Annotated in this window: 29 protein-coding genes and 1 riboswitch; of the genes, 15 read left to right on the forward strand and 14 right to left on the reverse strand. The window is 75.2% G+C overall.

Annotation, left to right across the window (positions count from 1 at the left end):
- Nucleotides 1-55: 55 nt before the first annotated feature.
- The 6 genes from ACH01S_RS07875 to ACH01S_RS07900 all read left to right on the forward strand — a co-directional run bounded on the left by ACH01S_RS07875 (nucleotide 56) and on the right by ACH01S_RS07900 (nucleotide 4,410).
- Nucleotides 56-511, forward strand: a complete 456-nt coding sequence (locus tag ACH01S_RS07875) for a MarR family winged helix-turn-helix transcriptional regulator (RefSeq protein ID WP_067887067.1) — start codon at nucleotides 56-58, stop codon at nucleotides 509-511.
- Between the two features lie 123 nt (nucleotides 512-634).
- Nucleotides 635-1,762, forward strand: coding sequence for a sensor histidine kinase (locus ACH01S_RS07880; RefSeq protein WP_067887070.1), 1,128 nt, complete (start codon nucleotides 635-637; stop codon nucleotides 1,760-1,762).
- Nucleotides 1,759-2,433, forward strand: a complete 675-nt coding sequence (locus ACH01S_RS07885) for a response regulator (RefSeq protein WP_067887073.1) — start codon at nucleotides 1,759-1,761, stop codon at nucleotides 2,431-2,433. The genes ACH01S_RS07880 and ACH01S_RS07885 overlap by 4 nt, the downstream gene beginning before the upstream one ends.
- A 91-nt stretch (nucleotides 2,434-2,524) precedes the next feature.
- The gene (locus ACH01S_RS07890) at nucleotides 2,525-2,737 is read left to right on the forward strand and encodes a hypothetical protein (protein WP_067887075.1); all 213 of its coding nucleotides are present in this window, start codon (nucleotides 2,525-2,527) and stop codon (nucleotides 2,735-2,737) included.
- 30 nt (nucleotides 2,738-2,767) lie between these two features.
- Nucleotides 2,768-3,766 carry a sigma-70 family RNA polymerase sigma factor gene (locus ACH01S_RS07895; RefSeq protein ID WP_067887079.1) on the forward strand — a complete coding sequence of 333 codons (999 nt, stop codon included), beginning with the start codon at nucleotides 2,768-2,770 and terminating at the stop codon, nucleotides 3,764-3,766.
- A 65-nt stretch (nucleotides 3,767-3,831) separates the two neighbouring features.
- The gene (locus ACH01S_RS07900) at nucleotides 3,832-4,410 is read left to right on the forward strand and encodes a dihydrofolate reductase family protein (protein WP_067887082.1); all 579 of its coding nucleotides are present in this window, start codon (nucleotides 3,832-3,834) and stop codon (nucleotides 4,408-4,410) included.
- A gap of 17 nt (nucleotides 4,411-4,427) precedes the next feature.
- On the opposite strand, the gene ACH01S_RS07905 is transcribed toward ACH01S_RS07900, so the two are convergent.
- A complete protein-coding gene (locus tag ACH01S_RS07905; RefSeq protein WP_067887085.1) occupies nucleotides 4,428-5,015 on the reverse strand; it encodes a TetR/AcrR family transcriptional regulator in 588 nt (195 codons plus the stop codon).
- 58 nt (nucleotides 5,016-5,073) lie between these two features.
- Between ACH01S_RS07905 and ACH01S_RS07910 the strand changes: the two genes are divergently transcribed.
- The gene (locus tag ACH01S_RS07910) at nucleotides 5,074-5,916 is read left to right on the forward strand and encodes a class I SAM-dependent methyltransferase (protein WP_083980435.1); all 843 of its coding nucleotides are present in this window, start codon (nucleotides 5,074-5,076) and stop codon (nucleotides 5,914-5,916) included.
- On the opposite strand, the gene pdxR is transcribed toward ACH01S_RS07910, so the two are convergent.
- A complete protein-coding gene (gene pdxR, locus ACH01S_RS07915) occupies nucleotides 5,884-7,278 on the reverse strand; it encodes a MocR-like pyridoxine biosynthesis transcription factor PdxR (RefSeq protein WP_067887091.1) in 1,395 nt (464 codons plus the stop codon). The genes ACH01S_RS07910 and pdxR overlap by 33 nt on opposite strands.
- Before the next feature lie 47 nt (nucleotides 7,279-7,325).
- Here pdxR and ACH01S_RS07920 point away from each other — a divergent pair, with 47 nt between their 5' ends.
- On the forward strand, nucleotides 7,326-8,054 hold the full coding sequence (locus tag ACH01S_RS07920) for a metallophosphoesterase (RefSeq protein ID WP_067887094.1): 729 nt from the start codon (nucleotides 7,326-7,328) through the stop codon (nucleotides 8,052-8,054).
- Here the strand turns inward: ACH01S_RS07920 and ACH01S_RS07925 are convergent.
- Nucleotides 8,051-8,605, reverse strand: coding sequence for a helix-turn-helix domain-containing protein (locus ACH01S_RS07925; protein ID WP_067887097.1), 555 nt, complete (start codon nucleotides 8,603-8,605; stop codon nucleotides 8,051-8,053). The two genes, ACH01S_RS07920 and ACH01S_RS07925, sit on opposite strands and share 4 nt — an antisense overlap.
- A gap of 100 nt (nucleotides 8,606-8,705) precedes the next feature.
- Between ACH01S_RS07925 and ACH01S_RS07930 the strand changes: the two genes are divergently transcribed.
- Entirely contained in the window at nucleotides 8,706-9,461 is a 756-nt protein-coding gene (locus ACH01S_RS07930) for an aspartate/glutamate racemase family protein (RefSeq protein WP_067887099.1), read from the forward strand.
- A gap of 10 nt (nucleotides 9,462-9,471) precedes the next feature.
- Nucleotides 9,472-9,729: a hypothetical protein gene (locus tag ACH01S_RS07935; protein ID WP_067887103.1), complete on the forward strand. Its 258-nt coding sequence runs from the start codon at nucleotides 9,472-9,474 to the stop codon at nucleotides 9,727-9,729.
- Here the strand turns inward: ACH01S_RS07935 and ACH01S_RS07940 are convergent.
- From ACH01S_RS07940 to ACH01S_RS07950, 3 genes are read right to left on the reverse strand one after another with little or no spacing between them, the layout of a single operon-like run.
- Entirely contained in the window at nucleotides 9,726-11,171 is a 1,446-nt protein-coding gene (locus ACH01S_RS07940) for an NAD(P)/FAD-dependent oxidoreductase (RefSeq protein WP_067887107.1), read from the reverse strand. The genes ACH01S_RS07935 and ACH01S_RS07940 overlap by 4 nt on opposite strands.
- Nucleotides 11,172-11,221: 50 nt before the next feature.
- Nucleotides 11,222-11,809 carry a GNAT family N-acetyltransferase gene (locus ACH01S_RS07945; protein ID WP_067887110.1) on the reverse strand — a complete coding sequence of 196 codons (588 nt, stop codon included), beginning with the start codon at nucleotides 11,807-11,809 and terminating at the stop codon, nucleotides 11,222-11,224.
- Entirely contained in the window at nucleotides 11,802-12,488 is a 687-nt protein-coding gene (locus ACH01S_RS07950) for a carboxymuconolactone decarboxylase family protein (protein WP_083980436.1), read from the reverse strand. Before ACH01S_RS07950 ends, ACH01S_RS07945 begins: the two co-directional genes overlap by 8 nt.
- A 140-nt stretch (nucleotides 12,489-12,628) precedes the next feature.
- Between ACH01S_RS07950 and ACH01S_RS07955 the strand changes: the two genes are divergently transcribed.
- On the forward strand, nucleotides 12,629-13,501 hold the full coding sequence (locus ACH01S_RS07955) for a class I SAM-dependent methyltransferase (RefSeq protein WP_067887113.1): 873 nt from the start codon (nucleotides 12,629-12,631) through the stop codon (nucleotides 13,499-13,501).
- Here the strand turns inward: ACH01S_RS07955 and glyA are convergent.
- Nucleotides 13,468-14,739: a serine hydroxymethyltransferase gene (gene glyA, locus ACH01S_RS07960; RefSeq protein WP_067887116.1), complete on the reverse strand. Its 1,272-nt coding sequence runs from the start codon at nucleotides 14,737-14,739 to the stop codon at nucleotides 13,468-13,470. The two genes, ACH01S_RS07955 and glyA, sit on opposite strands and share 34 nt — an antisense overlap.
- A gap of 51 nt (nucleotides 14,740-14,790) precedes the next feature.
- A riboswitch (ZMP/ZTP riboswitch) is annotated at nucleotides 14,791-14,877 on the reverse strand.
- 88 nt (nucleotides 14,878-14,965) lie between these two features.
- Nucleotides 14,966-15,697: a TetR/AcrR family transcriptional regulator gene (locus ACH01S_RS07965; protein ID WP_067887119.1), complete on the reverse strand. Its 732-nt coding sequence runs from the start codon at nucleotides 15,695-15,697 to the stop codon at nucleotides 14,966-14,968.
- Between the two features lie 89 nt (nucleotides 15,698-15,786).
- Between ACH01S_RS07965 and ACH01S_RS07970 the strand changes: the two genes are divergently transcribed.
- Nucleotides 15,787-16,596: an alpha/beta fold hydrolase gene (locus ACH01S_RS07970; protein WP_067887121.1), complete on the forward strand. Its 810-nt coding sequence runs from the start codon at nucleotides 15,787-15,789 to the stop codon at nucleotides 16,594-16,596.
- Between the two features lie 84 nt (nucleotides 16,597-16,680).
- Here ACH01S_RS07970 and ACH01S_RS07975 read toward each other — a convergent pair whose 3' ends face one another.
- The 5 genes from ACH01S_RS07975 to gap all read right to left on the reverse strand — a co-directional run bounded on the left by ACH01S_RS07975 (nucleotide 16,681) and on the right by gap (nucleotide 20,582).
- Nucleotides 16,681-17,052 (reverse strand): RNA polymerase-binding protein RbpA, encoded by a 372-nt coding sequence (locus ACH01S_RS07975; RefSeq protein ID WP_083980437.1) that lies wholly within the window; start codon nucleotides 17,050-17,052, stop codon nucleotides 16,681-16,683.
- An 84-nt stretch (nucleotides 17,053-17,136) separates the two neighbouring features.
- Nucleotides 17,137-17,379, reverse strand: coding sequence for a preprotein translocase subunit SecG (gene secG / locus ACH01S_RS07980; RefSeq protein WP_067887129.1), 243 nt, complete (start codon nucleotides 17,377-17,379; stop codon nucleotides 17,137-17,139).
- Nucleotides 17,380-17,516: 137 nt separating this feature from the next.
- Nucleotides 17,517-18,311, reverse strand: coding sequence for a triose-phosphate isomerase (tpiA, locus tag ACH01S_RS07985; RefSeq protein WP_067887132.1), 795 nt, complete (start codon nucleotides 18,309-18,311; stop codon nucleotides 17,517-17,519).
- A gap of 3 nt (nucleotides 18,312-18,314) precedes the next feature.
- Nucleotides 18,315-19,502, reverse strand: a complete 1,188-nt coding sequence (locus ACH01S_RS07990; protein ID WP_067887135.1) for a phosphoglycerate kinase — start codon at nucleotides 19,500-19,502, stop codon at nucleotides 18,315-18,317.
- A gap of 75 nt (nucleotides 19,503-19,577) precedes the next feature.
- On the reverse strand, nucleotides 19,578-20,582 hold the full coding sequence (gene gap, locus ACH01S_RS07995; RefSeq protein WP_067887138.1) for a type I glyceraldehyde-3-phosphate dehydrogenase: 1,005 nt from the start codon (nucleotides 20,580-20,582) through the stop codon (nucleotides 19,578-19,580).
- A gap of 256 nt (nucleotides 20,583-20,838) precedes the next feature.
- On the opposite strand from gap, the gene ACH01S_RS08000 reads away from it, so the two are divergent.
- From ACH01S_RS08000 to ACH01S_RS08010, 3 genes are read left to right on the forward strand one after another with little or no spacing between them, the layout of a single operon-like run.
- Nucleotides 20,839-21,489 carry a hypothetical protein gene (locus ACH01S_RS08000; RefSeq protein WP_067887141.1) on the forward strand — a complete coding sequence of 217 codons (651 nt, stop codon included), beginning with the start codon at nucleotides 20,839-20,841 and terminating at the stop codon, nucleotides 21,487-21,489.
- Nucleotides 21,486-22,745 carry a hypothetical protein gene (locus ACH01S_RS08005; RefSeq protein ID WP_067887144.1) on the forward strand — a complete coding sequence of 420 codons (1,260 nt, stop codon included), beginning with the start codon at nucleotides 21,486-21,488 and terminating at the stop codon, nucleotides 22,743-22,745. The genes ACH01S_RS08000 and ACH01S_RS08005 overlap by 4 nt, the downstream gene beginning before the upstream one ends.
- Nucleotides 22,735-23,925: a hypothetical protein gene (locus tag ACH01S_RS08010; protein ID WP_067887147.1), complete on the forward strand. Its 1,191-nt coding sequence runs from the start codon at nucleotides 22,735-22,737 to the stop codon at nucleotides 23,923-23,925. The genes ACH01S_RS08005 and ACH01S_RS08010 overlap by 11 nt, the downstream gene beginning before the upstream one ends.
- Before the next feature lie 182 nt (nucleotides 23,926-24,107).
- Here the strand turns inward: ACH01S_RS08010 and whiA are convergent, their stop codons facing one another.
- Nucleotides 24,108-25,088: a DNA-binding protein WhiA gene (gene whiA / locus ACH01S_RS08015; protein WP_067887150.1), complete on the reverse strand. Its 981-nt coding sequence runs from the start codon at nucleotides 25,086-25,088 to the stop codon at nucleotides 24,108-24,110.
- Nucleotides 25,089-25,091 lie beyond the last annotated feature (3 nt).

Below are 25,091 nucleotides of genomic sequence, written 5' to 3' on the forward strand. Positions count from 1 at the left end.
ATGCAGATGCTAAGCACACTTAGATGAGGTGCGCAACCTAGCTAGACTGGCCGCCATGAGCGACGAGGCACTGGACGCCGTCGAGCGGAGCATGGTGAGGCTCCGCCGGGGCATGGCGCGGCAGCGGCTCGGGAAGGCCGCCATCCGGGACCACAACCTCCCCGTGGACGTCCAGGTCCTGCACGTCGTGGACGTCGTCGACGAGGGCCCCGACCACCCCGGCCAGGAGATGAGCGTCGGGCTCGTCGCCGCCCGGCTCGGCGTCGACGCCTCGCGCGGGAGCCGCATCGTCGCGGAGGCCGTCAAGTCCGGGTACGTCCGCCGGGTCGCGTCCCAGGAGGACGGGCGGCGCATCCACCTGGAGCTGACCGACGCGGGCCGGTCGGTCGTGGAGGCCACCCGCCGCACCCGCCAGGAGCACTTCGCCCAGGCCATGGCCGACTGGACGGACGCCGAGCGCGCCGAGTTCGCCCGCCTGCTCGGACGGTTCGTCCACACCTACGAGGGCTGACCCGCCTACAACCCGGGTCGCGGTGCCGGGGCGCCCGGCTACACCCCCGGTTGCGGTCCGGCGGGTACCGCGATCGGCCGCGCGGCCGATCGCGGCGCTCCGCACGCCGTCTACGCTGGCCGCATGGGTGGTCGCCGGTTCCCGCGCCCGCCGCGCGGCCGCACGCGGGACGCGGCGCTCGCCGGCGGCGTGTTCGTCGCGGTCGCGCTCAGCAGCATCGACTCGCTGTTCGGCCCGCGCCAGGAGCCGTGGGCCGTCACGGCGGCGGCCTGGGCGATGATCGTCGCCGCCTGCGGCGCGCTCTACCTCGGCCGCCGCCACCCCGTCCAGGTCGGCTTCGCCGTCCTGGTGCTGACCATGGCGTTCTACCTCACCAGCACCTACGACGGCGCGCTGATGATGGCCCTGATCGCCGCGCTGTACCTGGTCGCGGCGCAGGGACGGCTGCGGGCCGCGCTCGCCCTCGGCGCGCTGACCGTGATCTTCACCGGGATCGGGACGCTGTCCGGCAACAAGCAGGTCAACGGGGTCGCGCTGTTCATGCTGACCGGCTGGGTGGTGGCGATCGTCGCGCTCGGCTGGGTCCGGCACAGCAGGATCGTCTACCTGCGGGTGGCCGAGCAGCGCGCGGCGGGCGAGGAGCGGCTGCGCATCGCCCGCGAGCTGCACGACGTCGTCGGGCACCACCTGTCGCTGATCAACGTCCAGGCGGGCACGGCGCTGCACCGCTACCACCGGGACCCGGCGCAGGGCGAGGCCGCGCTCGCCGCGATCAAGGAGTCGAGCCGGGAGGCGCTGCGCGACCTGCGCGCGACGCTCGGCGTGCTGCGGCAGGCCGACGAGGAGGCGCCGACCGCGCCCGCGCCCGGCCTGGACCGGATCGGCGACCTCGTCGGCGCGGCGCGGGCGGCGGGGCTCACCGTCCGCACCGAGCTGGACGGCGCGGCCGACCCGCCGACCGAGGTCGGGCTGGCGGCGTACCGGATCGTCCAGGAGTCGCTGACGAACGTGTCGCGGCACGCGGGGGCGGCGGAGGTCGTCGTCAGCGTCGCGGGCGGCCCGGGCGGCCTGCTCGTCGAGGTCGCCGACGACGGCCGGGGCGCGGCCGCCGGCCCGGCCGGGCCGGGCAGCGGCGTGGACGGGATGCGCGAGCGCGCCCGCGCCCTCGGCGGCGAGCTGACCGCGGGGCCGCGGCCGGGCGGCGGGTTCGTCGTCCGGGCGAGGCTCCCCTACGAGGACGGATCCCGATGATCGAGGTTCTGCTGGCCGACGACCAGCGGCTGGTCCGCGCCGGCTTCCGCTCCATCCTGGACGACGAGGACGACATCACCGTCACCGGCGAGGCCGCGGACGGTGCGGAGGCGCTCGCCGCGTGCCGCGAGCTGCGCCCCGACGTGGCGCTGCTCGACGTCCGGATGCCCGGCATGGACGGCCTGGAGGCGGCCCGCCGGATCACCGGCGACGCGCGGCTCGACGGCGTCCGCGTCGTCATCCTCACCACCTTCGACCTGGACGAATACGTGTACGGCGCGCTGCGCGCCGGGGCGACCGGGTTCCTGCTCAAGGACACCGAGCCCGCCGAGCTGATCCACGCCGTCCGGGTCGCGGCGCGCGGGGACGCGCTGATCACGCCGTCGGTCACCCGGCGGCTGATCGGGGAGTTCGCCGGGCGCGTCCAGGCGCCCCGGCCGGGCCCGCGGCTGCGCGCCCTCACCGCCCGCGAGCGCGAGGTCATGCAGCTCGTCGCGACGGGCTTGAGCAACGACGAGATCGCGGCGCACCTCGTGCTGAGCCCGGCGACGGCGAAGACGCACGTCAGCCGCATCATGTCCAAGCTGGACGTGCGCGACAGGGCGCAGCTCGTCATCCTCGCCTACGAGTCGGGCATGGTCAGCCCCGGCTGGATACGACCGGAGCGGTAGCCGCGCCGGCCGGCCGCGACCGGCGGCGTATCGCGGACTGACCGCCCCGGGCGGACGCGGCCCGGCGCCCCGCGCGGCGAGGCTGGGCGGCATGAGCATCTCGGGCGCCATGGTCGGGTTCCTGGTCGGCGGAGCGGCGGGCTTCCTGCTGACGGAGACGGTCGGCGCGTTCTTCACCTTCGTCCTGGACCGCACCCTCGACGTGGACGGCACCGGCGTCCTGCTGGCGGCGTTCGTCGCCGTCCCGATCGTGTGCGCGGTCGCGGGCGCGGTGGTCGGCGCCCGCTACCAGAGCCGGAGCTGACGCGTCCCGCCCCGCGGCTAGGCTCTCCGCGTGGACGAGTCCGAACTGCTGGAACGGGCCCGGGGCGGCGACGAGGCGGCCTTCGCCCGGCTGGCCGCCGGGCACCGGCGCGAGCTGAAGGCGCACTGCTACCGCATGCTCGGCTCCCTCCAGGACGCCGAGGACGCGCTGCAGGAGACCCTCCTCGCCGCCTGGCGCGGCCTGCCGGGGTTCGAGGGGCGCAGCTCGCCGCGCACCTGGCTGTACCGGATCGCCACCAACGCGTGCCTGCGGCTGGCCTCGAAGCGCCCGCCGCGCGTCCTGTCGCCGGAGTACGGACCGCCGCGCGGCGACGTCCACGACCTCGGCGAGTTCGTCCCGGGGCCGGTGTTCCTCGAACCGTGGCCGGACGACGTCCCGGGCGACCCCGGCCCGGACGCCTCGTTCGCCCGCCGCGAGGACGTGGAGCTGGCGTTCGTCGCCGCGCTGCAGCACCTCCCGGCGACGCAGCGGGCGGTGCTGATCCTGCGGGAGGTGCTGGAGTTCTCCGCCGCCGAGGTCGCCTCCGTCCTCGAACTCACCCCGGCCGCCGTGAACAGCGCGCTGCAGCGGGCGCGGAAGGCCGTCCGGGAGCGGGTGCCGCCCGCCACGCAGCGGGCCGAGCTGTCCGCCCTCGGAGCCGAGGGGCAGCGCGAGCTGATCGACGCGTTCGTCGCCGCCTGGGAGCGCGCCGACGTGGACGCGCTCGTGTCCCTGCTCGCCGAGGACGTCCGGTTCACGATGCCGCCGCTGCCCGCCTGGTTCGACGGCCGCGACGACGTCATGCGGTTCATCGCCGAACGCTGCTTCGAGACGCCGTGGCGGCTGGCGCCGATCCGCGTCAACGGGCAGCCCGGGTTCGCCTGCTACCAGCGGAACCCGGACGGCCGCTTCCGGCTCGGGGCGATCAACGTGCTCAGCGTCCGGGACGGCCTGATCACCGCGATCTCCGGCTTCCTCGACCCCGCCCTGTACCCGCTCTTCGGACTTCCGAAGGAATTCCCGTCCTGACCGATGAATCGGCGGCCCGCCGTGTCTCTCCCCCTGTGTAAGCGAAAAACGACGAGGAGAGCCCGATGCGCAAGCTGATCGTCACCAACATCGTCTCGCTGGACGGCTACTACGAGGGCCCCGGCGGCGACATCATGGCCCTGCCGTTCCACGAAGCGTTCGACGACTACAACGCCGAGCGGCTCCGCGCCGCCGACACCCTGCTGCTGGGGCGCACCACCTACGAGGGCTTCAGGGCCTACTGGCCGCCGGTCGCGGACGACGCGTCCGCCCGTCCCGTGGAGCGGGAGATCTCGCGGCTGAACGGCGCGATCGACAAGGTCGTCGTGTCCGACACCCTCGCCGCGGACCCGGCGGCGCCCTGGCGGAACACCGAGATCGTCAGGCGGGCGGACGCGCACGCGCGGATCGCCGAGCTCAAGGACTCCCCCGGCGAGGAGATCCTCATGTTCGGCAGCCGGACGCTGTGGAACGACCTGCTGTCCGCCGGGCTGGTCGACGAGCTGCACCTGATGATCGGCCCGGCCCTCCTCGGCGGCGGGACGCCGGTGTTCGGCGGCCCGTCCCCGGCCCGGCTCCGGTTCCTGGACGCGCGTGCGCTCCCCGGCGACCACCTGCTGCTCACCCGCTACGCGCCCGCCTGACCCGCCGGCGGCCCGGGCTACCGGAGGACGCCCGCCATCACCGCGGTCACCATGCGGTGGACGGCGGCGTCGTCCGGCGGCCCGGCGGTCCGGTCGGCGAACAGCAGGTGCCCGGCGCCGATGAGCGTCGGCGCGAGCGCCTCGACGTCGGCGCCGGCCGCGATCCGGCCGAGGTCGCGCTCGGCGGCGAGGTAGCCCTCGACCATCACCGCCGCCTCGGTCAGCACGGGGACGCCCGCGGGCCAGGCGCGGCGCAGCCGGACCCGCAGCGCGTCCCGGAACGTGACGAGCGCGACGATCGCGACGGCGACGGACCCGAACAGGGCCGACAGCGCGGCCGCGAGGTTGCCGGTGACGGTGCCGGTCCCGGCGGCGGCGCGGAGCGCGGCGGCCTCGGCGTCCAGCCGGCCGACGCGGTCGAGGACGAACTCGGCGAGGAAGGCGTCGAAGTCCTCGAAGTGCCGGTGCAGGACGCCCTTGGCGCACCCGGCCTCCGTCGTCACCGCCCGGCTCGTCAGGCCGCTCGGACCGTCCCTGAGCAGGATGCGGTCGGCCGCGTCGAACAGCTGCTCCCGCACGTCGCGGAGGGCCACCCCGGTCGGCACCGTATGCGTCTCCTTCGCTGCGATGGACGAGTGGGCACTTGCCCACTATGGTGGGCGCATGCCCACTATAACGCCCGAGCCAGGCCCTCCCTCCGATCCCGAACTCCACCGCGACCGCGGGATGGCGGAGTCGTTCGGCACCGACGCCGAGCGCTACGACCGCGCCCGCCCCGGCTACCCGGACGCCGTGATCGAGCGGATCGCCGCCGCCTGCCCGGGCCCGGAGATCCTCGACGTCGGCTGCGGCACCGGCATCGCCGCCCGGCGGTTCCAGGCCGCGGGACGCACGGTGCTCGGCGTCGAGCCGGACGCCCGGATGGCCGAGGTCGCGCGGCGGCTCGGCACCGCGGTCGAGGTCGCGACGATCGAGGACTGGGACCCGGCGGGCCGGACGTTCGACGGCGTCGTCTCAGGCCAGGCGTGGCACTGGGTCGACCCGGTCGCGGGCGCGGCCAAGGCGGCGCGGGTGCTGCGCCCCGGCGGCGTGCTGGCGGCGTTCTGGAACGCGCCCCGGCCGCCGGACGAGATCGTGGACGCGCTCGCCGAGGCCGTCCGCCGCGTCGTCCCGGACATCCCGGTCGACGTCACGGCGATGAAGCGGCCGATCGAGGAGACCTACCCGGCGCTGATCGGCAAGGTCGCCGACGGCGTCCGCGCGGCGGGCGCGTTCGGCGGCCTGGACGAGTGGCGCCACGAATGGACGCGCCCCTACACCCGCGACGAATGGCTCGACCAGCTCCCCACGGCCGGGGTCTTCACCCGCCTCGCGCCGGACCGGCTGGCCGAGGTCGCCGAGCTCACCGGGCGGGCCATCGACCGGCTGGGCGGCGGCTTCACCATGGCCTACAGCACGCTCGTGGTCATGGCGTCACGGGTCGAGGGCGGCGCAGAGCGCGGCTAGCGCCGGACGGTACCCGGGCCCGGACGGCGTGCTGTACCCGACGACGAACCCCTGCGGCCGCCCCTCCGGGTCCTGCCAGTGGCCGCGGAGCGGCATCAGCGCGAGGCCGAGGGCGGCGGCGCGCGCCATGACCTCGTCCTCGGACGGGCCGCCGTCCGGGAGCAGGACGAGCGCGTGCAGCCCGGCCGCGACGCCGCGCACCCGCACGCGGGGCGCCCGCGCCCGCAGCGTCTCGACCAGCAGGTCGCGGCGCCGCCGGTAGCGGAGCCTCGACGCCCGCACGTGCCGGTCGTAGGCGTGCGTGCCGATCAGGTCGGCGAGGACGAGCTGGGCGAGCGACTGCGTGTGCGCGTCCGCGAGCCGCTTGGCCTCGGCGAACGGCTCGACCAGGCGCGCGGGCAGCGCCGTCCAGGCGAGGCGCATCGCGGGGGCGAGCGTCTTCGACGCGGTCCCCGCGTACACGACGTGGTCGGGCGCCGTGCCCTGCAGCGCGCCCACCGGCCGCCGGTCGAAGCGGAACTCGCCGTCGAAGTCGTCCTCGACGATCACGCCGCCGGTGCGCCGGGCCCACGCGGCGAAGGCGCGGCGGCGGCCCGGGCCGAGGGTCGCGCCGGACGGGTACTGGTGCGCCGGGGTGAGGACGGCCGCGCCCGCCCCGCCGAGCGCGCCGGGCAGCGCCCCGTGCTCGTCCACCGGCAGCGGGACGATCTCCGCCCCCGCCCGCCGGACGATCTCGCGGTGGAAGGGATGGCCGGGCTCCTCCATCGCGACCGCCGCCGTCCCGGCCTCGGCGAGGACCCCGGTGAGCAGGCCGAGCGACTGCGCGTACCCGGACGTGACGACGATCCGCTCCGGGCTCGTGTGGACGCCGCGGGCGCGTCCGAGGTAGGCGGCGAGGGCCGCGCGCAGCTCGGGGCGGCCGCGCGGGTCGCCGAGCGCGTGCGCCTCCGGCGGCGCGGCGGACAGGACCCGCCGCGTCGAGCGCAGCCACGCCTCCGCCGGGAACGCGCTGAGGTCGGGGCGTCCGGGCAGCAGGTCGTGCGCGGGCGCGGCGGGCGGCGCGGGCCGTCCGGCGGCGGGCGCCGGGGCGGGCCCGGCGGTCTCCGCGACGCGGGTCCGCGAGCCGGGCGCCGCCGTGAGGTACCCCTCGGCCGCGAGCTGGTCGTAGGCGGCGGTGACCGTCCCGCGCGCGAGGCCCAGCTCGGCGGACAGGGCGCGGGTCGAGGGCAGCGCGGCGCCGGGCGCGAGGCGCCCGGTCGCGATGGCCGCGCGGAGCGCGTGTTCGAGCCCCGCCCGGCGGCCGCGCGACGGATCGAGGTCCAGGTGGAGGTCGACGCCCGAACCGGTCCAATCTCTCGGCATGGAACTGGATCTTATTCATGGGCCGGTCGCGGCCTAGGTTCGTGGGCATGCTTGTTTTCGCGCAGCTCAGCGACACCCACCTCGACGGCGGCGGCCACCGGGCCGAGCGCACCGCGCGGGTCATGGCCCATCTGGACGGGCTGCCGCTCGACGCCGTCCTCGTCACCGGGGACATCGCCGACCACGGCGAGCCCGCCGAGTACGAACAGGCCGTGAAGGCGCTCGCGTCCCGGCACCCGGTGCTGATGTGCCCCGGCAACCACGACGCCCGGGGCCCGTACCGGGCGGCCCTGCTCGGCGAGCCGCCGTCCGGCGATCCGGTCGACCGCGCTCACACGGTGGCGGGGGCGCTGTTCGCGATGTGCGACTCCACGATCCCCGGGCGGCCCGGCGGGTTCCTCGCCGACGAGACGCTCACCTGGCTCGACGAGCGCCTCGCGGCCGATCCCGGCGCGCCCGCGTTCGTCTGCTTCCACCACCCGCCGGTCCGGGTCGGCATCCCCTACGTGGACGGGATCCGCCAGTCCGGCGAGGAGCGGCTCGCCGCGGTGATCGAGCGGCATCCGCGGGTCGTCGCCGTGCTGTGCGGGCACGCGCACACGGCGGCGGCCACGACGTTCGCCGGACGTCCGCTGCTCGTCGCGCCCGGCGTCGTGTCCACGCTGCGCCTGCCCGGCGAGGCCGGGGACGTCGCCGACGAGACGGCCCCGCCCGGCTTCGCGCTCCACATCCTGGACGGCGGCGGCCGCCTCACCACGCACTACCGCACCCTCTAGACGTACTCCATCAGGAAGACCGCCGACGTCCCCGGTTCCAGCGCCTCGAACACGTGGGGCGCGTCGCCGGGGTAGGTGACGTAGTCGCCCGGCGCCAGCTCCGCCGGTTCGTCCGGCGGGCCGACGCGGGCGCGGCCCGAGGCGAGGACGACGTGCTCGACCGTCCCCGGCGGGTGCGGGTCCGAGACGCGGGGCCGGCCGGGCCCGGCGGTCACGCGGTACAGGTCGCGGCGGGCGTGCGGCGGGCAGGCCGCCAGCAGCGCGGCGGCGTAGTCGGCCCGTTCGGCGCGCGCGGCCGGGCCCTCCCCCGCGCGGACCACCCGGACGGCGGCGCGGGGCGGCTCGACGAGGCGGCTGAAGGGGACGTCCAGCGCCGTCCCGAGCGCCCACAGGGTCTCGACGCTCGGGTTGCCGCCGCCCGCCTCCAACTGGGACAGCGTCGACTTGGCGAGCCCGGCCCGCCGGGCGAGGTCGGTCTGCGACAGCCCGGCGCGCTCCCGCTCCCGGCGGATGGCGGCGGCGATCCGTCCGATCAGGTCGGCGTTCCCCATGTGTTCGCTCCAGACGTCCGGGGGTTCGGTTTGACGAACAGGCGCTCCGCTGTTCATGCTAGTGGACGATTGTTCGCCACACCGAACAGGGGGACTCGGCATGGAGCATCTCGGCATCCTCGCCCACAGCATGGAGGGCGCGACGCTGTGCCTCCGCACCTTCTGCCAGGAGGGCTTCCGGGAGCTCGGCCCCGACGACCACCCGGACGTGACGCTCGACCTCATCGCGCTCGCCCGGAGCATGCCCGCCTGGGACGCGGGCGACCACGACGCGATCCGGACGACGCTCGCCGAGAGCCTCCGGCGGCTCGCGGCGGCGGGCGCGGACTTCTTCGTCTGCCCCGACAACACCGCGCACATGGCGCTCGAACGTCCGGGCCCGGACCTGCCGCTGCCCGGCCTGCACATCGCCCAGGTCGTCGCCGACCAGGCCGCGCGCGACGGCCGGACCCGCGTCGGCGTCCTCGGCACGAGCTACACCATGGACGGCCCGATCTACCCGCGCGAGCTGGCCGCGCGCGGCATCGCCGCCGAGGTCCCCGACGCCGGCGACCGGGAGACCGTCCACCGGATCATCTTCGCCGAGCTGGTCAACGGGATCTTCACGGCGGAGTCGCGGCGCGCCTACGCCCGCGTCATCGAGCGGCTCGCCGAGCGCGGCTGCGACGCGGTCGCGCTCGTCTGCACCGAGATCCCGCTGCTCGTCACGCCGGACCGGTCACCGCTGCCGACGCTGGACTCCACCCGCCTGCTCGCCCGCGCCGCGTTCGAGACGGCGGTCGGCGCGCGTCCGCTGCCCGCCTGGCGCGGCGGTCCGGCGGACGCTTCGTCCGGCGCCGAAGCGAGCCGCGCCTAGGGGTCGGGACGTGCGCTTCCACGACCTGCACCACGGTGATCGTCCGCTGCTGCCGCCGAACGCCCGGGACTTCGCGAGCGGCGCCGCGCTGGCGGACGCCGGCTTCCCCGCGGTCGCACGACCAGCCTCGGGTCGCGGCGTCGCCGGGGTCAACCTAGAGGACGGCCGCGCCGAGACGCTCCGCCGGGCGCGCGCCTACGCGGAGGCGGGCGCGGACGGGGTCTTCGTCCCCGGCATCGCGGACGTGCGGGCGCTCCTCCGGCCCTAGGGGTGGCCGTTGATCGCGTCGGCCAGGCGCGCGAGGACGGACGTGCCCGCCGCGCCCGACGCCGACTCGCGCGCGTCCGCGGCCCGGTAGAGCGCGTACATCGCGTGGACGCCGAGCCACCGCAGCGGCTCCGGCTCCCAGCGGCGGACGCGGCGGCCGACCCACGGCAGCGCGGTCAGCTCGGTGCCCTCCCCGAGGACCAGGTCGCGGAGGGTCCGCCCGGCGAGGTTCGCGGTCGCGACGCCGTGCCCGGTGTAGCCGCCCGCGTGGCCGAGCCCGCTCGCACGGTCGACGGCGGCCGCCGCGCACCAGTCGCGCGGGACGCCGAGGACCCCCGACCAGGCGTGCGCGACGCGCCCCTCGCCCGCGACGGCGGGGAACATCGCGGTGAGCGTCGTCCAGAGGGCGTCGACCGTGGCGGGCGCGGTGCGTCCCGCGTCGTCGACGCGCGAGCCGTAGCGGTACGGGCGGCCCCGGCCGCCGAACGCGATGCGGTCGTCGGCGGTGCGCTGCGCGTACATGTAGTAGTGCGCCATGTCGCCGAGCAGCTCGCGCCGCTCCCACCCGATCGCGTCCCAGACGGCGCCGGGCAGCGGCGTCGTGACGATCATGGAGCTGTTCATCGGCAGCAGGTCGCGGCGGTGGCCGGGCAGCCCGGCCGTGAAGCCCTCGGTGGCGCGCAGCACGTACTCGGCCGCGACGGACCCGTGGGGCGTCACCGCGGTCGCCGGGACGCGCCCGCGGCGCGGGTCGATCCGCAGGACGGGCGTCCGCTCGTAGACCTCCACGCCGAGGTCGCGGACCGTCCGGGCGAGGCCGCGGACCAGCGCGGCGGGCTGCGCGCGGGCGCCGTGCGGGCTCCACGCGGCGCCGGTCGCGCCCGCCACGCGCAGCCGGCCGGCGCGCTCGGCGGCGGGCAGCGGGACGAGGTCGCCGTCCGTCCAGCCCCAGGCGCGGGCCTCCGCGACCATGGCGGCGAGCCGGGCCCGCTGCGCCGCGTTGCGCGCGACGTACAGCACGCCGCCCTTGACGAGCCCCGCGTCGATGCCCTCCGCCGCGGCGACGCGGACGACCTCGTCCACGGCGCGGAACATCGCACGCTGCAGGGCGATCGCGGCGGGGCGGCCGTGCCGGGCGGCGTAGCGCTCCCGCGACCCGGCGAGCTCGCCGAGCACCCAGCCGCCGTTGCGGCCGGACGCGCCGAACCCGGCGAACTCCCGCTCCAGTACGACGATCCGCAGGCCGGGGCGGGCGCGCTTGAGGTAGTAGGCCGTCCAGAGCCCCGTGTACCCGGCGCCGACGACGCACACGTCCGCGTCGCGCGGCCCCGGCAGGCGGGGCCCCGGAGCGGGCCGTCCGGCCGCCTCGAACCAGTGGGACACGCCGCCGTCGCGGAACCCCGCGTCCAGCGGCGCACGGGACCCGGACGATGACGAACTCATCCGCTCATACTGCTGGATCCCGCATGGAAAGCACCAGTCGGCAACGGATTCTAAGGAACAGCGTCCACGATACGACGGGATCCGATCCAGCGGGAGCGCTCGGCGGCGTAGTAGGCGGCGCCGTCCGGGCCGCGCGGGCCGTCCGGCCTGCGGCGCATCCCGAGCTGCAGCGCGATCTCCGCCGACGACGGGTTCGCCATGTCGATCTCGGCGGTGACGCGGTGCACGCCGACCACCCCGAACGCGTAGTCGAGCACCGCGCGGGACGCCTCGGCGGCGAGCCCCTGCCCCCACCGGTCCGGCTCCAGGCTGTAGAGAATCTCGACGTCCGCGCCGTTGCCGAGCGGGCCGTCGTGGTGGCTGAGCCCGGCCACCCCGATCAGCGGCCCGCCCGGCGCCGCCGCGTCGATCCCGCCGTCCCAGCGGACCGGGCGCAGCGCCCACAGCCCGTACCCCTCGGTGGCGAAGTCCCGCTCGCTGGCGTCGATGATCTCCGCGACCTGGACGGCGGAGACCATCCGGTCGTCGAACAGGTGGCGCCGGACGAGCGGGCCCGTCCAGTGCGTGAGCAGCGCGGCGCGGTCGTCGGCCGTCACCGGGTGCAGGACGAGCCGCACCGTGCGCAGCACCTCACTCATGCCCGTCCTCCGGCGCCGGGGGCCACGCGGGCGGGGCCTCGCCGTCGGGGACGCCGACCCGGAACACGCGGAGCTGCACCGCGAGCGCCTTGTAGTAGCCGACGAGCGTGACCAGCTCGACGAGGGCGGTGCGGCCGAGCGTCGCCGCCGCCTCGGTGAACACGGCGTCGGCGAGGTCGCCCTCGGCGGCGAGCTGCCGGGCCGCCTCGTGCACGACGCGCTCGCGGACGTCGGCGAGCATCGGCGCGCGGCCCTCGCGCAGCGCGTCCAGCTCGGCGTCGGTGAGGCCGTGCCCGCGGCCGATCCGCTCGTGCGCGTACCACTCGTAGTCGGATCGGACGTGCGCGGCGACGACCAGCGTCGCGATCTCGCGTTCGCGTTTGGTGAACGCGGTGCGGAAGCGCAGCGCGGCGCCGAGGTCCTGGAGCGGCAGCCCCACGGCCGGGCTGTACAGCATGGCGTTGAAGGGGCCGAGGAGGCGTCCGGAGTCGTCGGCCAGGCCGTAGGGCGGGGGGCCGCCCGAGGTGCGCGGGCCGCCGGTCACCGCCTCGTACACGGCGCGCTGCTCGTCGCTGAGCGTGCCGGGGAGCAGCAGCGGGAGCCGCGCCGAGGAGGGGCCGGGGACCGGGCCGGGCCGGGGTCGGTCATTGACGCGCTCACCGCTCACGGGGTCGATCACTTACCGCACGCTAGGCGGTCCGCCGGGGCGGCTCAAGCCCCGGCCGGAATGTGAAACCTCGCGCGCAGGATGAGGTGGCGCTCGCGTAACCCGGCCGAACCCGCGTCCCGCGGGCCCCGCGCGCTGGCAGGATGTCCCGGATGAGCGGCATCTACGACGACCCCTGGGCGTACGAGCTGGCGTGCGCCTTCCGCGACGTGCCCGCCGAGGTGGACGCGCTGCTCGGCTGGTACGCCGAGCACGCCGCGGACACCGACCACGCTCCGGCTCCCGGGCGGGCCGCGCCGTCCGGGACGGGCCCGGCGACGGTGCTGGAGCTCGCCGCCGGGCCCGCCGAGCACGCCCGCGAGTTCGCCCGCCGGGGCGTCGCCGCGACCGCGCTCGACCTGAACCCGCGGATGTGCGCGTACGCGTCCCGGGAGGCGGCGCGCGAGGGCGTCGCGGTGGACGTCGTCGAGGGCGACATGACGCGGCTCGACCTCGGCCGCCGGTTCGACCTCGCCGTGACCATGCTGGACTCGACGTCCCACCTGATGACCCTGGACGCGATGGTCGCGCACCTGCGCGGGGTCGCGGCGCACCTGTCCCCCGGCGGCCTGTACATCGTGGAGATGTCGCACCCGCGCGACCGGCTCACCGACGACCCGAGCGTCAGCACCGGCTGGACGGTCGAGCGCGACGGCGTCCACGCGGGCGTGCGCTGGGGCGAGCCCGGCGACCGGCTCGACCCCGTCACCCAGGTGTCCGCCGACCACGTCACGGTGACGATCACCGCGGACGGCGGGACGCGGGTCGTCCGCGACGTCGTCCCCTACCGGTTCTGGACGGCGACCGAGCTGGACGCCGCGATCCGCCTCGCCGGGGGCCTGGCGGCCGTCGCGCAGTACGGCGACTTCGGGGTCGGCGAGGACGCGGTGCCCCTCACCGACCCCGCCGCCTGGCGGATGATCACCGTGCTGCGGCCGGCCGCCGCGCCGGCTCAGGGCGTCGGCGCCCAGCCCGGCATCGGGTAGCCCGCGAGCAGCTCGCGGACCTGCCCGGCGACCCGCTCGACGACCGCCTCGTCCTGCTTGGCGGCGGCCTGCACGACCTCGTCGATCCACGCCGCGACCTGCGGCATCCGCCCCTCGTCCAGCCCGCGGGTGGTGATCGCGGCGGTGCCGATCCGCAGCCCGGACGGGTCGAACGGCTTGCGCGGGTCGAACGGGACCGCGTTGTAGTTCAGCTCGATCCCGGCCCGGTCGAGGGCCTGCGCGGCGGGCTTGCCCGCGACGCCCTTGCTCGTCAGGTCGATCAGGATGAGGTGGTTGTCGGTGCCGCCGGAGATCAGGTCGTAGCCGCGGTCCAGCAGCGCGGCGGCGAGCACCTTCGCGTTCGCGACGACCTGCCGCGCGTACGCGGCGAACCCGGGCCGCGCCGCCTCCTTCAGCGCGACGGCGATCGCGGCGGTCGTGTGGTCGTGCGGCCCGCCCTGCAGACCGGGGAACACGGCCTTGTCGACCGCCTTCGCGTGCTCGGCGGTGGACAGGATCATCGCGCCGCGCGGGCCGCGCAGCGTCTTGTGCGTGGTCGTGGTGATCACGTCGGCGTGGCCGACCGGGGACGGGTGCGCGCCGCCCGCGATGAGGCCCGCGATGTGCGCGACGTCGGCGGCGAGCACCGCGCCCGCCTCCCGCGCGATCTCGGCGAACGCGGGGAAGTCGATCGTGCGCGGGATGGCGGTGCCGCCGCACCAGATCACCTTCGGCCGCTCCTTGAGCGCCAGGTCGCGCACCTGGTCCATGTCGACGCGCCCGGTGTCGGCGCGCACGTCGTAGCGGACGGGCCGGAACCACTTCCCGGTCGCCGACACCGACCAGCCGTGCGTGAGGTGCCCGCCCATCGGCAGCGACAGGCCCATCACCGGGTCGCCCGGCTCCAGGAACGCCAGGTAGACGGCGAGGTTCGCGGGCGACCCCGAGTACGGCTGGACGTTCGCGTGCTCGGCCCCGAACAGCGCCTTCGCGCGCTCGACGGCGAGCGTCTCGATCGGGTCGACGTTCTGCTGGCCCTCGTAGTACCGCCTGCCCGCGTAGCCCTCGGAGTACTTGTTGGTCAGCACCGTGCCGGTGGCCTCCAGCACGGCCTCCGACACGTAGTTCTCCGAGGCGATCAGCCGCAGCTTCTCGTACTGGCGGCGGGCCTCGTCCTCGACCAGCCCGGCGATCTCGGGGTCCTGGTCCTTCAGGTGGGGGACGGCGGGTTCGTGCATCGGAGCCTCCGCGCTGCTCGCGCCGGGGATCGGGCGCCCCGGCGAAGGGGGCCCGTACACCCAGGCGCGCGGTGTGCGGACTAGTCTCGCTCCCCGGTGGTCGTCTCCACCTTGACTGCGCCAGTCGCGTGCCCGCCATCATACCGGCCTGCCTTTTCGCGGAGCGTCGACACGGCGAACACCCCGGGCGGCGCCGAGCGGCCCGGCGAGGCTGAGCCTCCGACGATCATTCGGCATCCCCGCGCCGGGACGGGCGCCGGGCCTCCAGTCCGTCCAGAAGGCAGTCGAGCGCGAACGCGAACCGGCGCTCGCACTCGCGGTCGACGTCGAGCTCCGCACCGGCGGCGGCCATTCGCGCGCCGAGCAGCGGATACTCGTCGGCGATCCGGCGCAGATGCTCAGCCACCCGGTCGCGCCATTCCGCGCCGCCTCCGGTCCGGTCGAGGGCCGCGCGCCAGGACGTCTCGGCCGTCACCGCGCCGACGACGTGGTCGTTGACGGCGGCGAGGGCGGCGTCCAGGTCGCCGCCGGAGAACCCGGCGCGGGACAGGATCGTCAGCCCGGCCTCGGCGAGGGCGAGCGCGTTCGGCCCGAGGTTGGGGCGTCCCGTGAGGCCGGACAGCACCCACGGATGGCGCAGCAGCATCGCGCGGTGCCGCCGGGCCAGGCCGCCGAGCGCGTCGCGCCAGCCGGCGGCGCGCGGCTCGCCGTCCGCGGCGACCTCGCCCAGGACGTGGTCCAGCGCGAGTTCGAGCAGCTCGTCCTTGGTGGTGACGTACCAGTACAGGGATCCGGCCGTCACGCCGAGGTCCGCCGCGACCCGCCGCATGGACAGCCCCCGCGCCCCCTCCGCGTCGAGGATCGCGACGGCGCGGGCGACGATCCGGGCGCGGCTCAGCCGCCGGTCGCGGGACGGACGCTCGGGACGCAGCCAGACGGAAGGCGAAGGCGTGGGCACGGCCCCACCCTAGCCCCTTGCCATACGCCGTTCACTCTCCTATACATTGTTCAAGGAAACTGAACAGTGCTCAAGAATCGGAGGCGGAGATGCCCGGAGACGTGCACGTGACCGTCTGGGACGACACGGGCGGGACGGGACCGCCCGCGATCCTCGTCCACGGCTCGACGGCCTGGGGCGACGACCCGGTCCTCGGGTTCGCGGCGCAGCGCCCGCTGGCGGACCGGTTCCGCGTCCTCGCCATGGACCGGCGCGGCCACGGCGGCAGCGGCGGGACGGGCTCGGCCGAGTACGCCAGCGACTACGAGGCCGACGCCGCCGACATCGCGGCCCTGATGGGCGACGGAGCGCATCTCGTCGGCCACTCCTACGGCGCGGTCGGCGCCATGCTCGCGGCGGCGCGGCGCCCCGAGGCCGTCCTGTCGCTGGCGCTGATCGAACCGGGCTGCTACCAGGCGGCGGCGGACGACCCGGTCGTCGCCGCCGCGCTCCGCGCCAACCGGGAGGCGATCGCGAACGTTCCTCCCGACCTGCCCGCCGACGTCTATCTCAAGGCCGCGGCGCAGGCGGCCGGGCTGCCGCCGCTGGACCCGACGCCCCGGCGGCTGCGCGCCGCGGCGACGGCGCTGCGCGAGCGGGTGTGCTGGGAGGCGCCGATCCCGGTGGCGGAGCTGGCCGCCGGGACGTGGCCGAAGCTCGTCCTGTCCGGGACGTGGGAGACGGCGCCCGCCCCCTACCGGGAGCGCGGCGGGGAGCCGCTGATGGCGTGCGCGCGGGTCACCGCCGAGCGGATCGGGGCGCGGCTCGCGCGCGTCCCCGGCGCGGCGCACTACCCGCACGTCGAGCGCCCCGGGGCCGTGAACGCGGCGCTTGCCGAACTGTGGACGTCCTGGCCCTAGCCCGGAAGGCGCGTGTGGTGCAGAGACGCGTATGGCCCAACCCCCTCGCGGGGTCGGGCCATGCGGTCGGGTGCGCGCGGGCCGTCAGCGGCCCGCGGACTCCAGGGCCTTCTTGACGGCGGCGCGCTTCTGGCGGAGCTTGGCGAGCGCCTCCTCCAGGATGGCCTCGCCGTCCTCGTCGCTGCGCCGCTCCTTCACGTACGCGAGGTGCGTCTTGTACGGCTCGGTCTTCGGCGGGGCCGGCGGGTTCTCCGAGTCCTGCCCGGCCGGGAATCCGCAGCGCGGGCAGTCCCAGGTCTCCGGGACGGCGACGTCCGTCGCGAAGCTCGGGCGGGTCTCGTGCCGGTTGGCGCAGTAGAAGGTCACCCATACGCGGGGGGCGGCGTCACCGCGTTCCGCCTCTCCCATCGGACCGGCCCCGACACGGCTGCCCCGAATCGCGTTGCCACTACCCACGGAGTACTCCTCGTCTGTCTTCCGCCGCCGCCCGTGACCTCCTGGGACGGCGCGGCGCTCGCATTGTTGGTCGAACGGGTGGGCTCAGCCGACGCCCTTGTGCTTGAACAGCAGCCCGAGCACGACGATCGAGGCGAACCAGACCACCCCGACGCCGATCGTCAGCCGGTCGAGGTTGCGTTCCACGACCGACGACCCGCCGAGTGACGACGAGATGCCGCCGCCGAACATGTCGGACAGTCCCCCGCCCTTGCCCTTGTGCATCAGGACGAGGACGACCATCAGCAGGCTCGCGAGAATGAGCACGATCGACGTTGCGATGATCACGGTTCTTCAGCGCCTTGTCTCGTAGGTAAGGACCGAGGGTCTGGCCGGGCGGTTTACCCGTCAGCTACGAAGGGTACGACGGATGGCCCGCTGGTTCGGCAAGAACCCCCAGTTCACGCGGAATTGATCAGTTTTGCTCAGACGGGGAGATCCCGGTACCGGCAGATCTTGACGAATTCTCCCGGATCCAGGCTGGCACCACCGACCAGTGCGCCGTCCACGTCGTCCTGCGCCATGATCCCGGCGATGTTGCCGCCCTTGACCGAACCGCCGTACAGGATACGCACCTCGTCGGCCAGACCGCCGTCGTACAGCTCGGCGAGCCGCGTCCTGATGGCGGCGCAGACCTCCTGGGCGTCCTTCGGGGTGGCGGTCTCGCCGGTGCCGATCGCCCAGACCGGCTCGTAGGCGATCACCGTGCGGCGCACCTGGTCGGCGGGGATCTTCGCCAGCCCGCCGTCGAGCTGCGCCAGGACGTGCGCCACCTGCCCGCCCGCCTTCCGGACGTCGAGCCCCTCGCCCACGCACAGGATCGGGGAGATGTCGGCGGCCAGCGCGGCCCGCGCCTTGGCGTTGACGATCTCGTCGGTCTCGGCGTGGTACTGGCGGCGCTCGGAGTGCCCGACGACGGCGTACGAGCAGTTCAGCTTGGCGAGCATCGACGCGGAGATCTCGCCGGTGTAGGCGCCGGACGCGTGCTGGGAGACGTCCTGCGCGCCGTACTGGATCGCGAGGCGGTCGGCGTCGACGAGCGTCTGCACCGAGCGGATCGCGGTGAACGGCGGGATCACGGCGACGTCGACGGCGTCGTAGTCGGCCTCCTTGAGCGCGAACGCCATCTTCTGGACGAGCGCGATCGCCTCAAGGTGGTTGTTGTTCATCTTCCAGTTGCCGGCCATCAGCGGCTTGCGGGAAGGGGTCGCGGGGGCCATCGGTCAGTCCTCCAGGGCCTGCAGGCCGGGCAGCGTCTTGCCTTCGAGGTATTCGAGGCTGGCGCCGCCGCCGGTCGAGATGTGCGAGAAGGCGGCCTCGTCGAAGCCGAGCCGCCGGACGGCCGCGGCCGAGTCGCCGCCGCCGACCACGGTGAACGCGCCCGAGTCGATCAGGCCCTGCGCGACGGCGCGGGTGCCGTTGGCGTAGGGCTCCATCTCGAACACGCCCATGGGGCCGTTCCAGAAGACCGTCCGCGCGTCGGCGAGGCGCGCGGCGAACAGCTTGCCGGACTCGGGGCCGATGTCGAGGCCGAGCCGGTCGGCGGGGATCGCGTCCGCGGCGACGACGCCGTGGTCGGCGTCGGCGCTGAACGCGGCGGCAGCGACGACGTCGACGGGCAGGACGAACTCGACGCCCGTCTCCTCGGCCCGCCGCAGGTAGCCGCGGACGGTGTCGAGCTGGTCCTCCTCCAGGAGGCTCCTGCCGACCTCGTGGCCCTGCGCCTTCAGGAACGTGAACACCATGCCGCCGCCGACGAGGATGCGGTCGGCCTTGCCGAGCAGGCTGTCGATCACGCCGAGCTTGTCGGACACCTTCGACCCGCCGAGCGCCACGGCGTAGGGCCGTTCGACGTCCTCGGTGAGCCGCTTCAGCACCTCGACCTCGGCGGCGATCAGCCCGCCCGCCGCGTGCGGGAGCCGCCGCGGCACGTCGTACACCGAGGCGTGCCTGCGGTGCACCGCGCCGAACCCGTCCCCGACGTACAGGTCGGCGAGGGCGGCCAGCCGGTCGGCGAACGCGCCGCGCTCGGCGTCGTCCTTGCTGGTCTCGCCGGGCTCGAAGCGCAGGTTCTCCAGCAGCGCGACGCCGCCGTCCGGGAGCGCGGCGGCGACGGCGCGGGCGGAGTCGCCGACGACGTCGGTCGCGAACGCCACGTCGGCGCGCAGCAGCTCGCCGAGCCGCGCCGCGACGGGCGCGAGCGACAGCTCCGGCTTGACCCGCCCCTTCGGGCGCCCGAGGTGGGCGCAGACGATGACCTTGGCGCCCCGCGTCCGGAGCGCCTCGATCGTCGGGAGGCTGGCCCTGATCCGCCCGTCGTCGGTGATCGCGCCGTCCTGCAGCGGGACGTTCAGGTCCGAGCGGACGAGGACGCGCCGTCCGGCGACGTCGAGGTCGTCAATGGTGCGCATCGGGATGCGGTGTCCTTCCGTACACGGGCGCGCCGTGGCCGCGCGCCGGCGCGGCCACGGCGGGACGAGGGTCGGTCAGAGCTGCGAGCCGACGAGCTTGACGAGGTCGACGAGCCGGTTGGAGTAGCCCCACTCGTTGTCGTACCAGCCGACGACCTTCACCTGGTCGCCGATGACCTTGGTCAGCCCGGAGTCGAAGATGCAGGACGCCGGGTCGGTGACGATGTCGCTGGAGACGATCGGGTCCTCGGTGTAGGTGAGGTAGCCCTTGAGCGGGCCCTCGGCCGCCGCCTTGAACGCCTCGTTGACCTCCTCGGCCGTCACCTCGCGGGACAGCGTGGCGGTGAGGTCGGTGGCGGAGCCGGTCGGCACCGGGACGCGCAGCGCGTACCCGTCCAGCCTGCCGTTCAGCTCGGGCAGCACGAGGCCGATGGCCTTCGCGGCGCCGGTCGAGGTCGGCACGACGTTGATCGCGGCGGCGCGGGCGCGGCGCAGGTCCTTGTGCGGGGCGTCCTGGAGGTTCTGGTCCTGCGTGTAGGCGTGGATCGTCGTCATCAGGCCCTTCTCGATGACGAAGCTGTCGTGCAGCACCTTCGCGAGCGGGGCCAGGCAGTTCGTGGTGCAGGACGCGTTGGAGATCACCGTGTGGTTCGCCGGGTCGTACTTGTCCTCGTTGACGCCGAGGACGACGGTGAGGTCCTCGTTCTTGGCCGGCGCGGAGATGATCACCTTCTTCGCGCCGTTGTCGGCGTGCACCTTCGCCTTGGTGGCGTCGGTGAAGAAACCGGTGGACTCGACGACGATGTCGGCGCCGACGTCGCCCCACTTCAGGTTGGCGGGGTCGCGCTCCTCGAACGCCTTGATCGACTTGCCGCCGACCACGATCTCGCTCTCGGTGGCGCGCACCTCCTCGGGGAAGCGGCCGAGGATGCTGTCGTACTTCAGCAGCTGGGCGAGCGTGGCGTTGTCGGTCAGGTCGTTGACCGCCACGATCTCGATGTCGGCCCCCGACGCCTTCACGGCCCGGTAGAAGTTGCGGCCGATCCGGCCGAACCCGTTGATGCCTACTCGGATGGTCACGGAACGGCTCTCCTCGCACGTGGTGTCGCCCGGTCTCAGCCGGACTGTCGGCAACGGTCATCCGGGGTTCTCCCCCGCCTTCGACCCTATCCAATGACCCGCCGGTAGCCGGACACGGGCGGCGCGGGAAATCCCGCGCGCGGCGGCGCTCCCCCGGGCGGGGACTCCCCGGTCGGGGACGTCCCGGCGGAGATCACTACACTCCCCGTCCATGCGGCGCGGATGGTCTGTTCTCGTGATATCGGCGCTACTCTGCGTGATTCCGTCCGCGCCCGCCGCAGCGGCGCCCGCCGCCGTGCCCGCCGACCTGCCGTCCCGCGCGGACCACCTCGCCGCCGCGCTGCGCCGCGACCCCGTCTACGTCACCGACCACTCGCCGCGGTCGCTGCCCGCCGACGCGGCGGCGCGGATCAGGGCGTCCGCCGCCCGGCTCGGCGGCCCGGTCTACGTCGCGGTGACGCCGACGACCGGCGTCGGCCCGTGGAACCCCGGCGACTCCCTCGCGGCGCTGCTGCACGACCGGCTGCGCCGGGACGGGATCTACATCGTGGTCCCCCCGAAGGGCGGCAACGGCGAGGCGCGCCAGTTCGGCCCCGGGCGGCTCCCGGTGAAGGACGCCTGGCTGGCCGCCGAGTTCGAGTCCTCGACCGACGCGAGCGCGCCCGACGTGATCGCGCGGTTCGCGGACATCGCCCTGTCCGGCGAGGCCGGGGAGCGGCGCAGGCATCCGCGTCCGGCCCCGAAGTCGAAGACCCGCGTGGAGCTGGACGCCTACGACGCCGCCGACCGCCGCGCCGACCGCGCCGAGCGGGCCGCGTTCGGCGGCGGCGCGGCCCTCAGCGGCCTCCCGATCCTCGCCCTGCTGGTCGGACTCCGCGTCCGCCGCGCGCGGAGGGCACGCCGGTGAGGCGGGCCGTCCGGGCGCTGATCGCCGCCTTGGTCGCCGCCCTCGCCACGTGGCCGCCGTCCCCCGCCGCCGCGGACATCCCGCCCTACGCCCGCCACCGCCTGGACCGCGTCGCCGCCGCCCTCGCCCGCGACCCGCTGTTCGTCGACCCCGACCTCGCCGCCGCCCTCGACGAGCGCGAACGCGCCACGGTGCGCACGGCGCTGCGCAGAACGTCCGCGCGCCTCGGGACGCCCGCGTACGTCGTCGTGATCCCGAACCCGATCGACTCGGAGTCGCAGGGCCGCGACGACGCCTTCCTGTTCGCGCTGCACGACCGCTCGCGCCGCGACGGCCTCTACCTGATGGCCGGGGCGTACGGGCGCCTGGAGTCGGAGGCGTTCGGCGTCCCCCGCGACTACGACCCGTTCGACGACGAGGGCCCGGGCGGGTCGCGTCCGGCCGACCGCGACCGCCCGTTCGACGGCCTCGCGGAGCGGCTGGTCCGGCGCCTGGACGGCTACGCGGCCGCGCCCTCGGCGTCCCCGACCACGCCGAGGCTGTACTCCAGCCCGGACCCGTTCGGCCGGGAGCACACGCTCAGCCCGCGCGAGCCCGACCGCGCGGCGCCGTTCGTCACCGGCCTGATCCTCGTCGGACCGATCACCGCCGGAACGCTCTACTGCGCCGTGCTCGGCGTCCTCGCCCTGGTCCGCCGCCGGAGACGGGCCGCGGAGCGCCTCTGGGCGCCGACGGCCCCCGGCATGCGCGACCTGCGCCGCCACGCGGCCGCGGAACTCGCCCGGCTGCGCGAACGCCTCACCGACGCGGATACCGATCAAGGACGGGCCTACGCCGTGTCCGCCTTCGACGCCGCGCAGATCCTCTACGACGACGCCGCGGACGACGAGGAGCGCGCCGTCGACCTGGTCGGCGCGATCGTCCTGGCCCGCCAGGGACGGGCCGCGCTCGCCGGACGCTTCTCGACCCCGCCGCCGCCGTGCCTGGTCAACCCGCTGCACGGCGACTCGGTCGGGCGCCGGAAGGCGAAGGCCCTGGACGTCGACCGCGTCCTGCCCGCCCGGTGCCCGCTCTGCGGCCCGTGCCGCGACCTCCACCACCGGAACAGGCTGAGGGAGCGGCACCTCCTCCGGGTCCCCGGCCCGGACGGCCCGCGCCGCCACACCGCGGTCCCCGGCGTCTGGCGGGACACGGCGTGGGGCGCCCGCGACAGGAACGTCCTCCCCCGTGTGATGAGGTACCTCGGTGTCGACTGAACCCTCCCCCGGCGAACGGCTCGCGGCGGCGCTGCGGCGCTTCCCGATCCATGTGGACCCGTCGATCGCGTCGGCGCTGCCCGCGGCGGAGCGGCGCGGGCTGGCCGCCCGGTTCCGAACGGCGCCCGCGCCGATCTACGTGGTGCTCGTCCCGCTGGTGAAGGGCGGCACCTGGACCGACGCCGACCAACTGGCCACGGTCGTCCACGACCGCCTCGGCCGGGACGGCATCTTCATCACCTTCAACGACGCCACCGAGGACCTCACCGCCCGCGAGTGGGGCGGCGACCACCAGGCCCGCAAGGCCGCCTGGGCCGTCACCCTGGACCGCGCGATGGACGACCGGCCCCTCTCGGCCCGCCTGTCCCGCGTCGTGGACCTGATCGTCTCGGGCACCGCCGTACGCGAGTACGACCGCGTCAGCGCCGAGATCGACAGGCGCGCCGCCCTCCGCACCCGCGCGCCCCGCCCCTCGGACGACGGCGACCTGGCGGTCCCCCTCACCACGGCGCTGGCGGGCACCGCCCTGGCGGCCGCCGCCGGTCTCCTGGTCTGGCGACACCGCCGGACGAGGTCCGTCCACCGCGAGGGCAACGGCCTCCTCCTCCCCCGCACGGTGTTCGCCACCGCGAACCGCGCGAACGAGGACCAGCTCCGCGAGCAGGCGTCCCGCGAGGTGGTCGCGTTCGGCGAGCTCCTGGACGAGACGTCCGTCCCGACCGAGGACGAGCGCACCCGAGCCCTCATGACCAGGGCACTCGACGCCTACCAGGCCGCGGGCAAGACCCTCGACGGCGCCCAGGGCATCCCCGACCTGGCAGGCGTCCTGGTCCTGCTCGACCAGGGCCGCGACGCGCTCGCCTCCGCCGAGTCCGTCGCGAAGGGCGGCCCGGAGATCCCGCCGGTCCCCCTCTGCTTCTTCAACCCGCTGCACGGCGACGCCACGACGCGGCTCGACTGGCGCCCGCCGGGCTCCCGCGACCGCCTCCGCGTCCGCACCTGCCGCCCCTGCGCCCAGAAGACCCGCGACAAGAAACTCCCCGACGTCCTCACGGACACGGAGAACGGCCGCGAAGTCCCCTACTACGAAATGGACCCGGCGAAAAGCGTCTGGTCCCAAACCGGCTACGGCCAACTACGCGAAGACCTGATCGAAAGAATCCAAAGAGGCGACAAGTAAATTCTCGGATTTCCCTGGACGAGACCTCAGCCGGGGTCACGGGCAGGGCCGCGGAGCGAGCTCTGCGAGCGCAGCGGGCATGCCCGGCGCGCCGCGTCCCCGCAGCGCAGGGAGCGCCAGCGACCGGAGCGAGGAGACCCGAGCGCGCAGCCGGGGGGTTTGGGGGGTCGCCCCCCAATAAACTACGGCGCCAGCATTTCCGCCGTCAGATTCGCCTCCGTTCCCGGGATTCCCTGGTCTCCGGCGCGCTTGTCGGCCATGGCGAGGAGGCGGCGGATGCGTCCGGCGATGGCGTCCTTGGTGAGGGGCGGGTCGGCGAGCTGCCCGAGTTCCTCCAGGGACGCCTGCTTGTGCTCCAGGCGGAGCCGTCCGGCGTTGACCAGGTGCTCGGGGGCGTCGTCGCCGAGGATCTCCAGGGCGCGGGCGACGCGGGCCCCGGCGGCGACGGCGGCGCGGGCGGAGCGGCGGAGGTTGGCGTCGTCGAAGTTCGCGAGCCGGTTGGCGGTGGCGCGGACCTCGCGGCGCATCCGGCGCTCCTCCCAGGCGAGGACGCTGTCGTGGGCGCCGAGCCGGGTGAGGAGGGCGCTGATGGCGTCGCCGTCCCGGACGACGACGCGGTCGACGCCGCGGACCTCGCGGGCCTTGGCGTGGATCTTGAGGCGGCGGGCGGCGCCGACGAGGGCGAGCGCCGCCTCGGGGCCGGGGCAGGTCACCTCCATCGACATGGACCGGCCGGGCTCGGTGAGCGAGCCGTGCGCGAGGAACGCGCCCCGCCACGCGGACTCGGCGTCGCAGGCGGCGCCCGCGACGACGTGCCGGGGCAGCCCGCGGACGGGCCGCCCGTTGTTGTCGATCAGCCCGGTCTGCCGGGCGAGCGACTCGCCGTCCCGGAAGACGCGGACGACGTACCGGTTGCCCTTGCGCAGTCCGCTCGGCGCGAGCACGACGACCTCGGAGGTGTGCCCGAACACCTCCGCGATGTCCTTGATCAGGCGCCGTGCCGCGACCCCGGTGTCGATCTCGGCCTCGATCACGATCCGCCCGCTGACCAGGTGCAGACCCCCCGCGAACCGCAGCAGCGTCGAGACCTCGGCCTTGCGGCAGCACGGCTTCATGACCGTGAGCCTGCTCAGCTCGTCCTTGACCACACCGGTCATCGCCATCTG

It is taken from the genome of Actinomadura chibensis NBRC 106107 (assembly GCF_001552135.1).
GTDB lineage: Bacteria > Actinomycetota > Actinomycetes > Streptosporangiales > Streptosporangiaceae > Spirillospora > Spirillospora chibensis.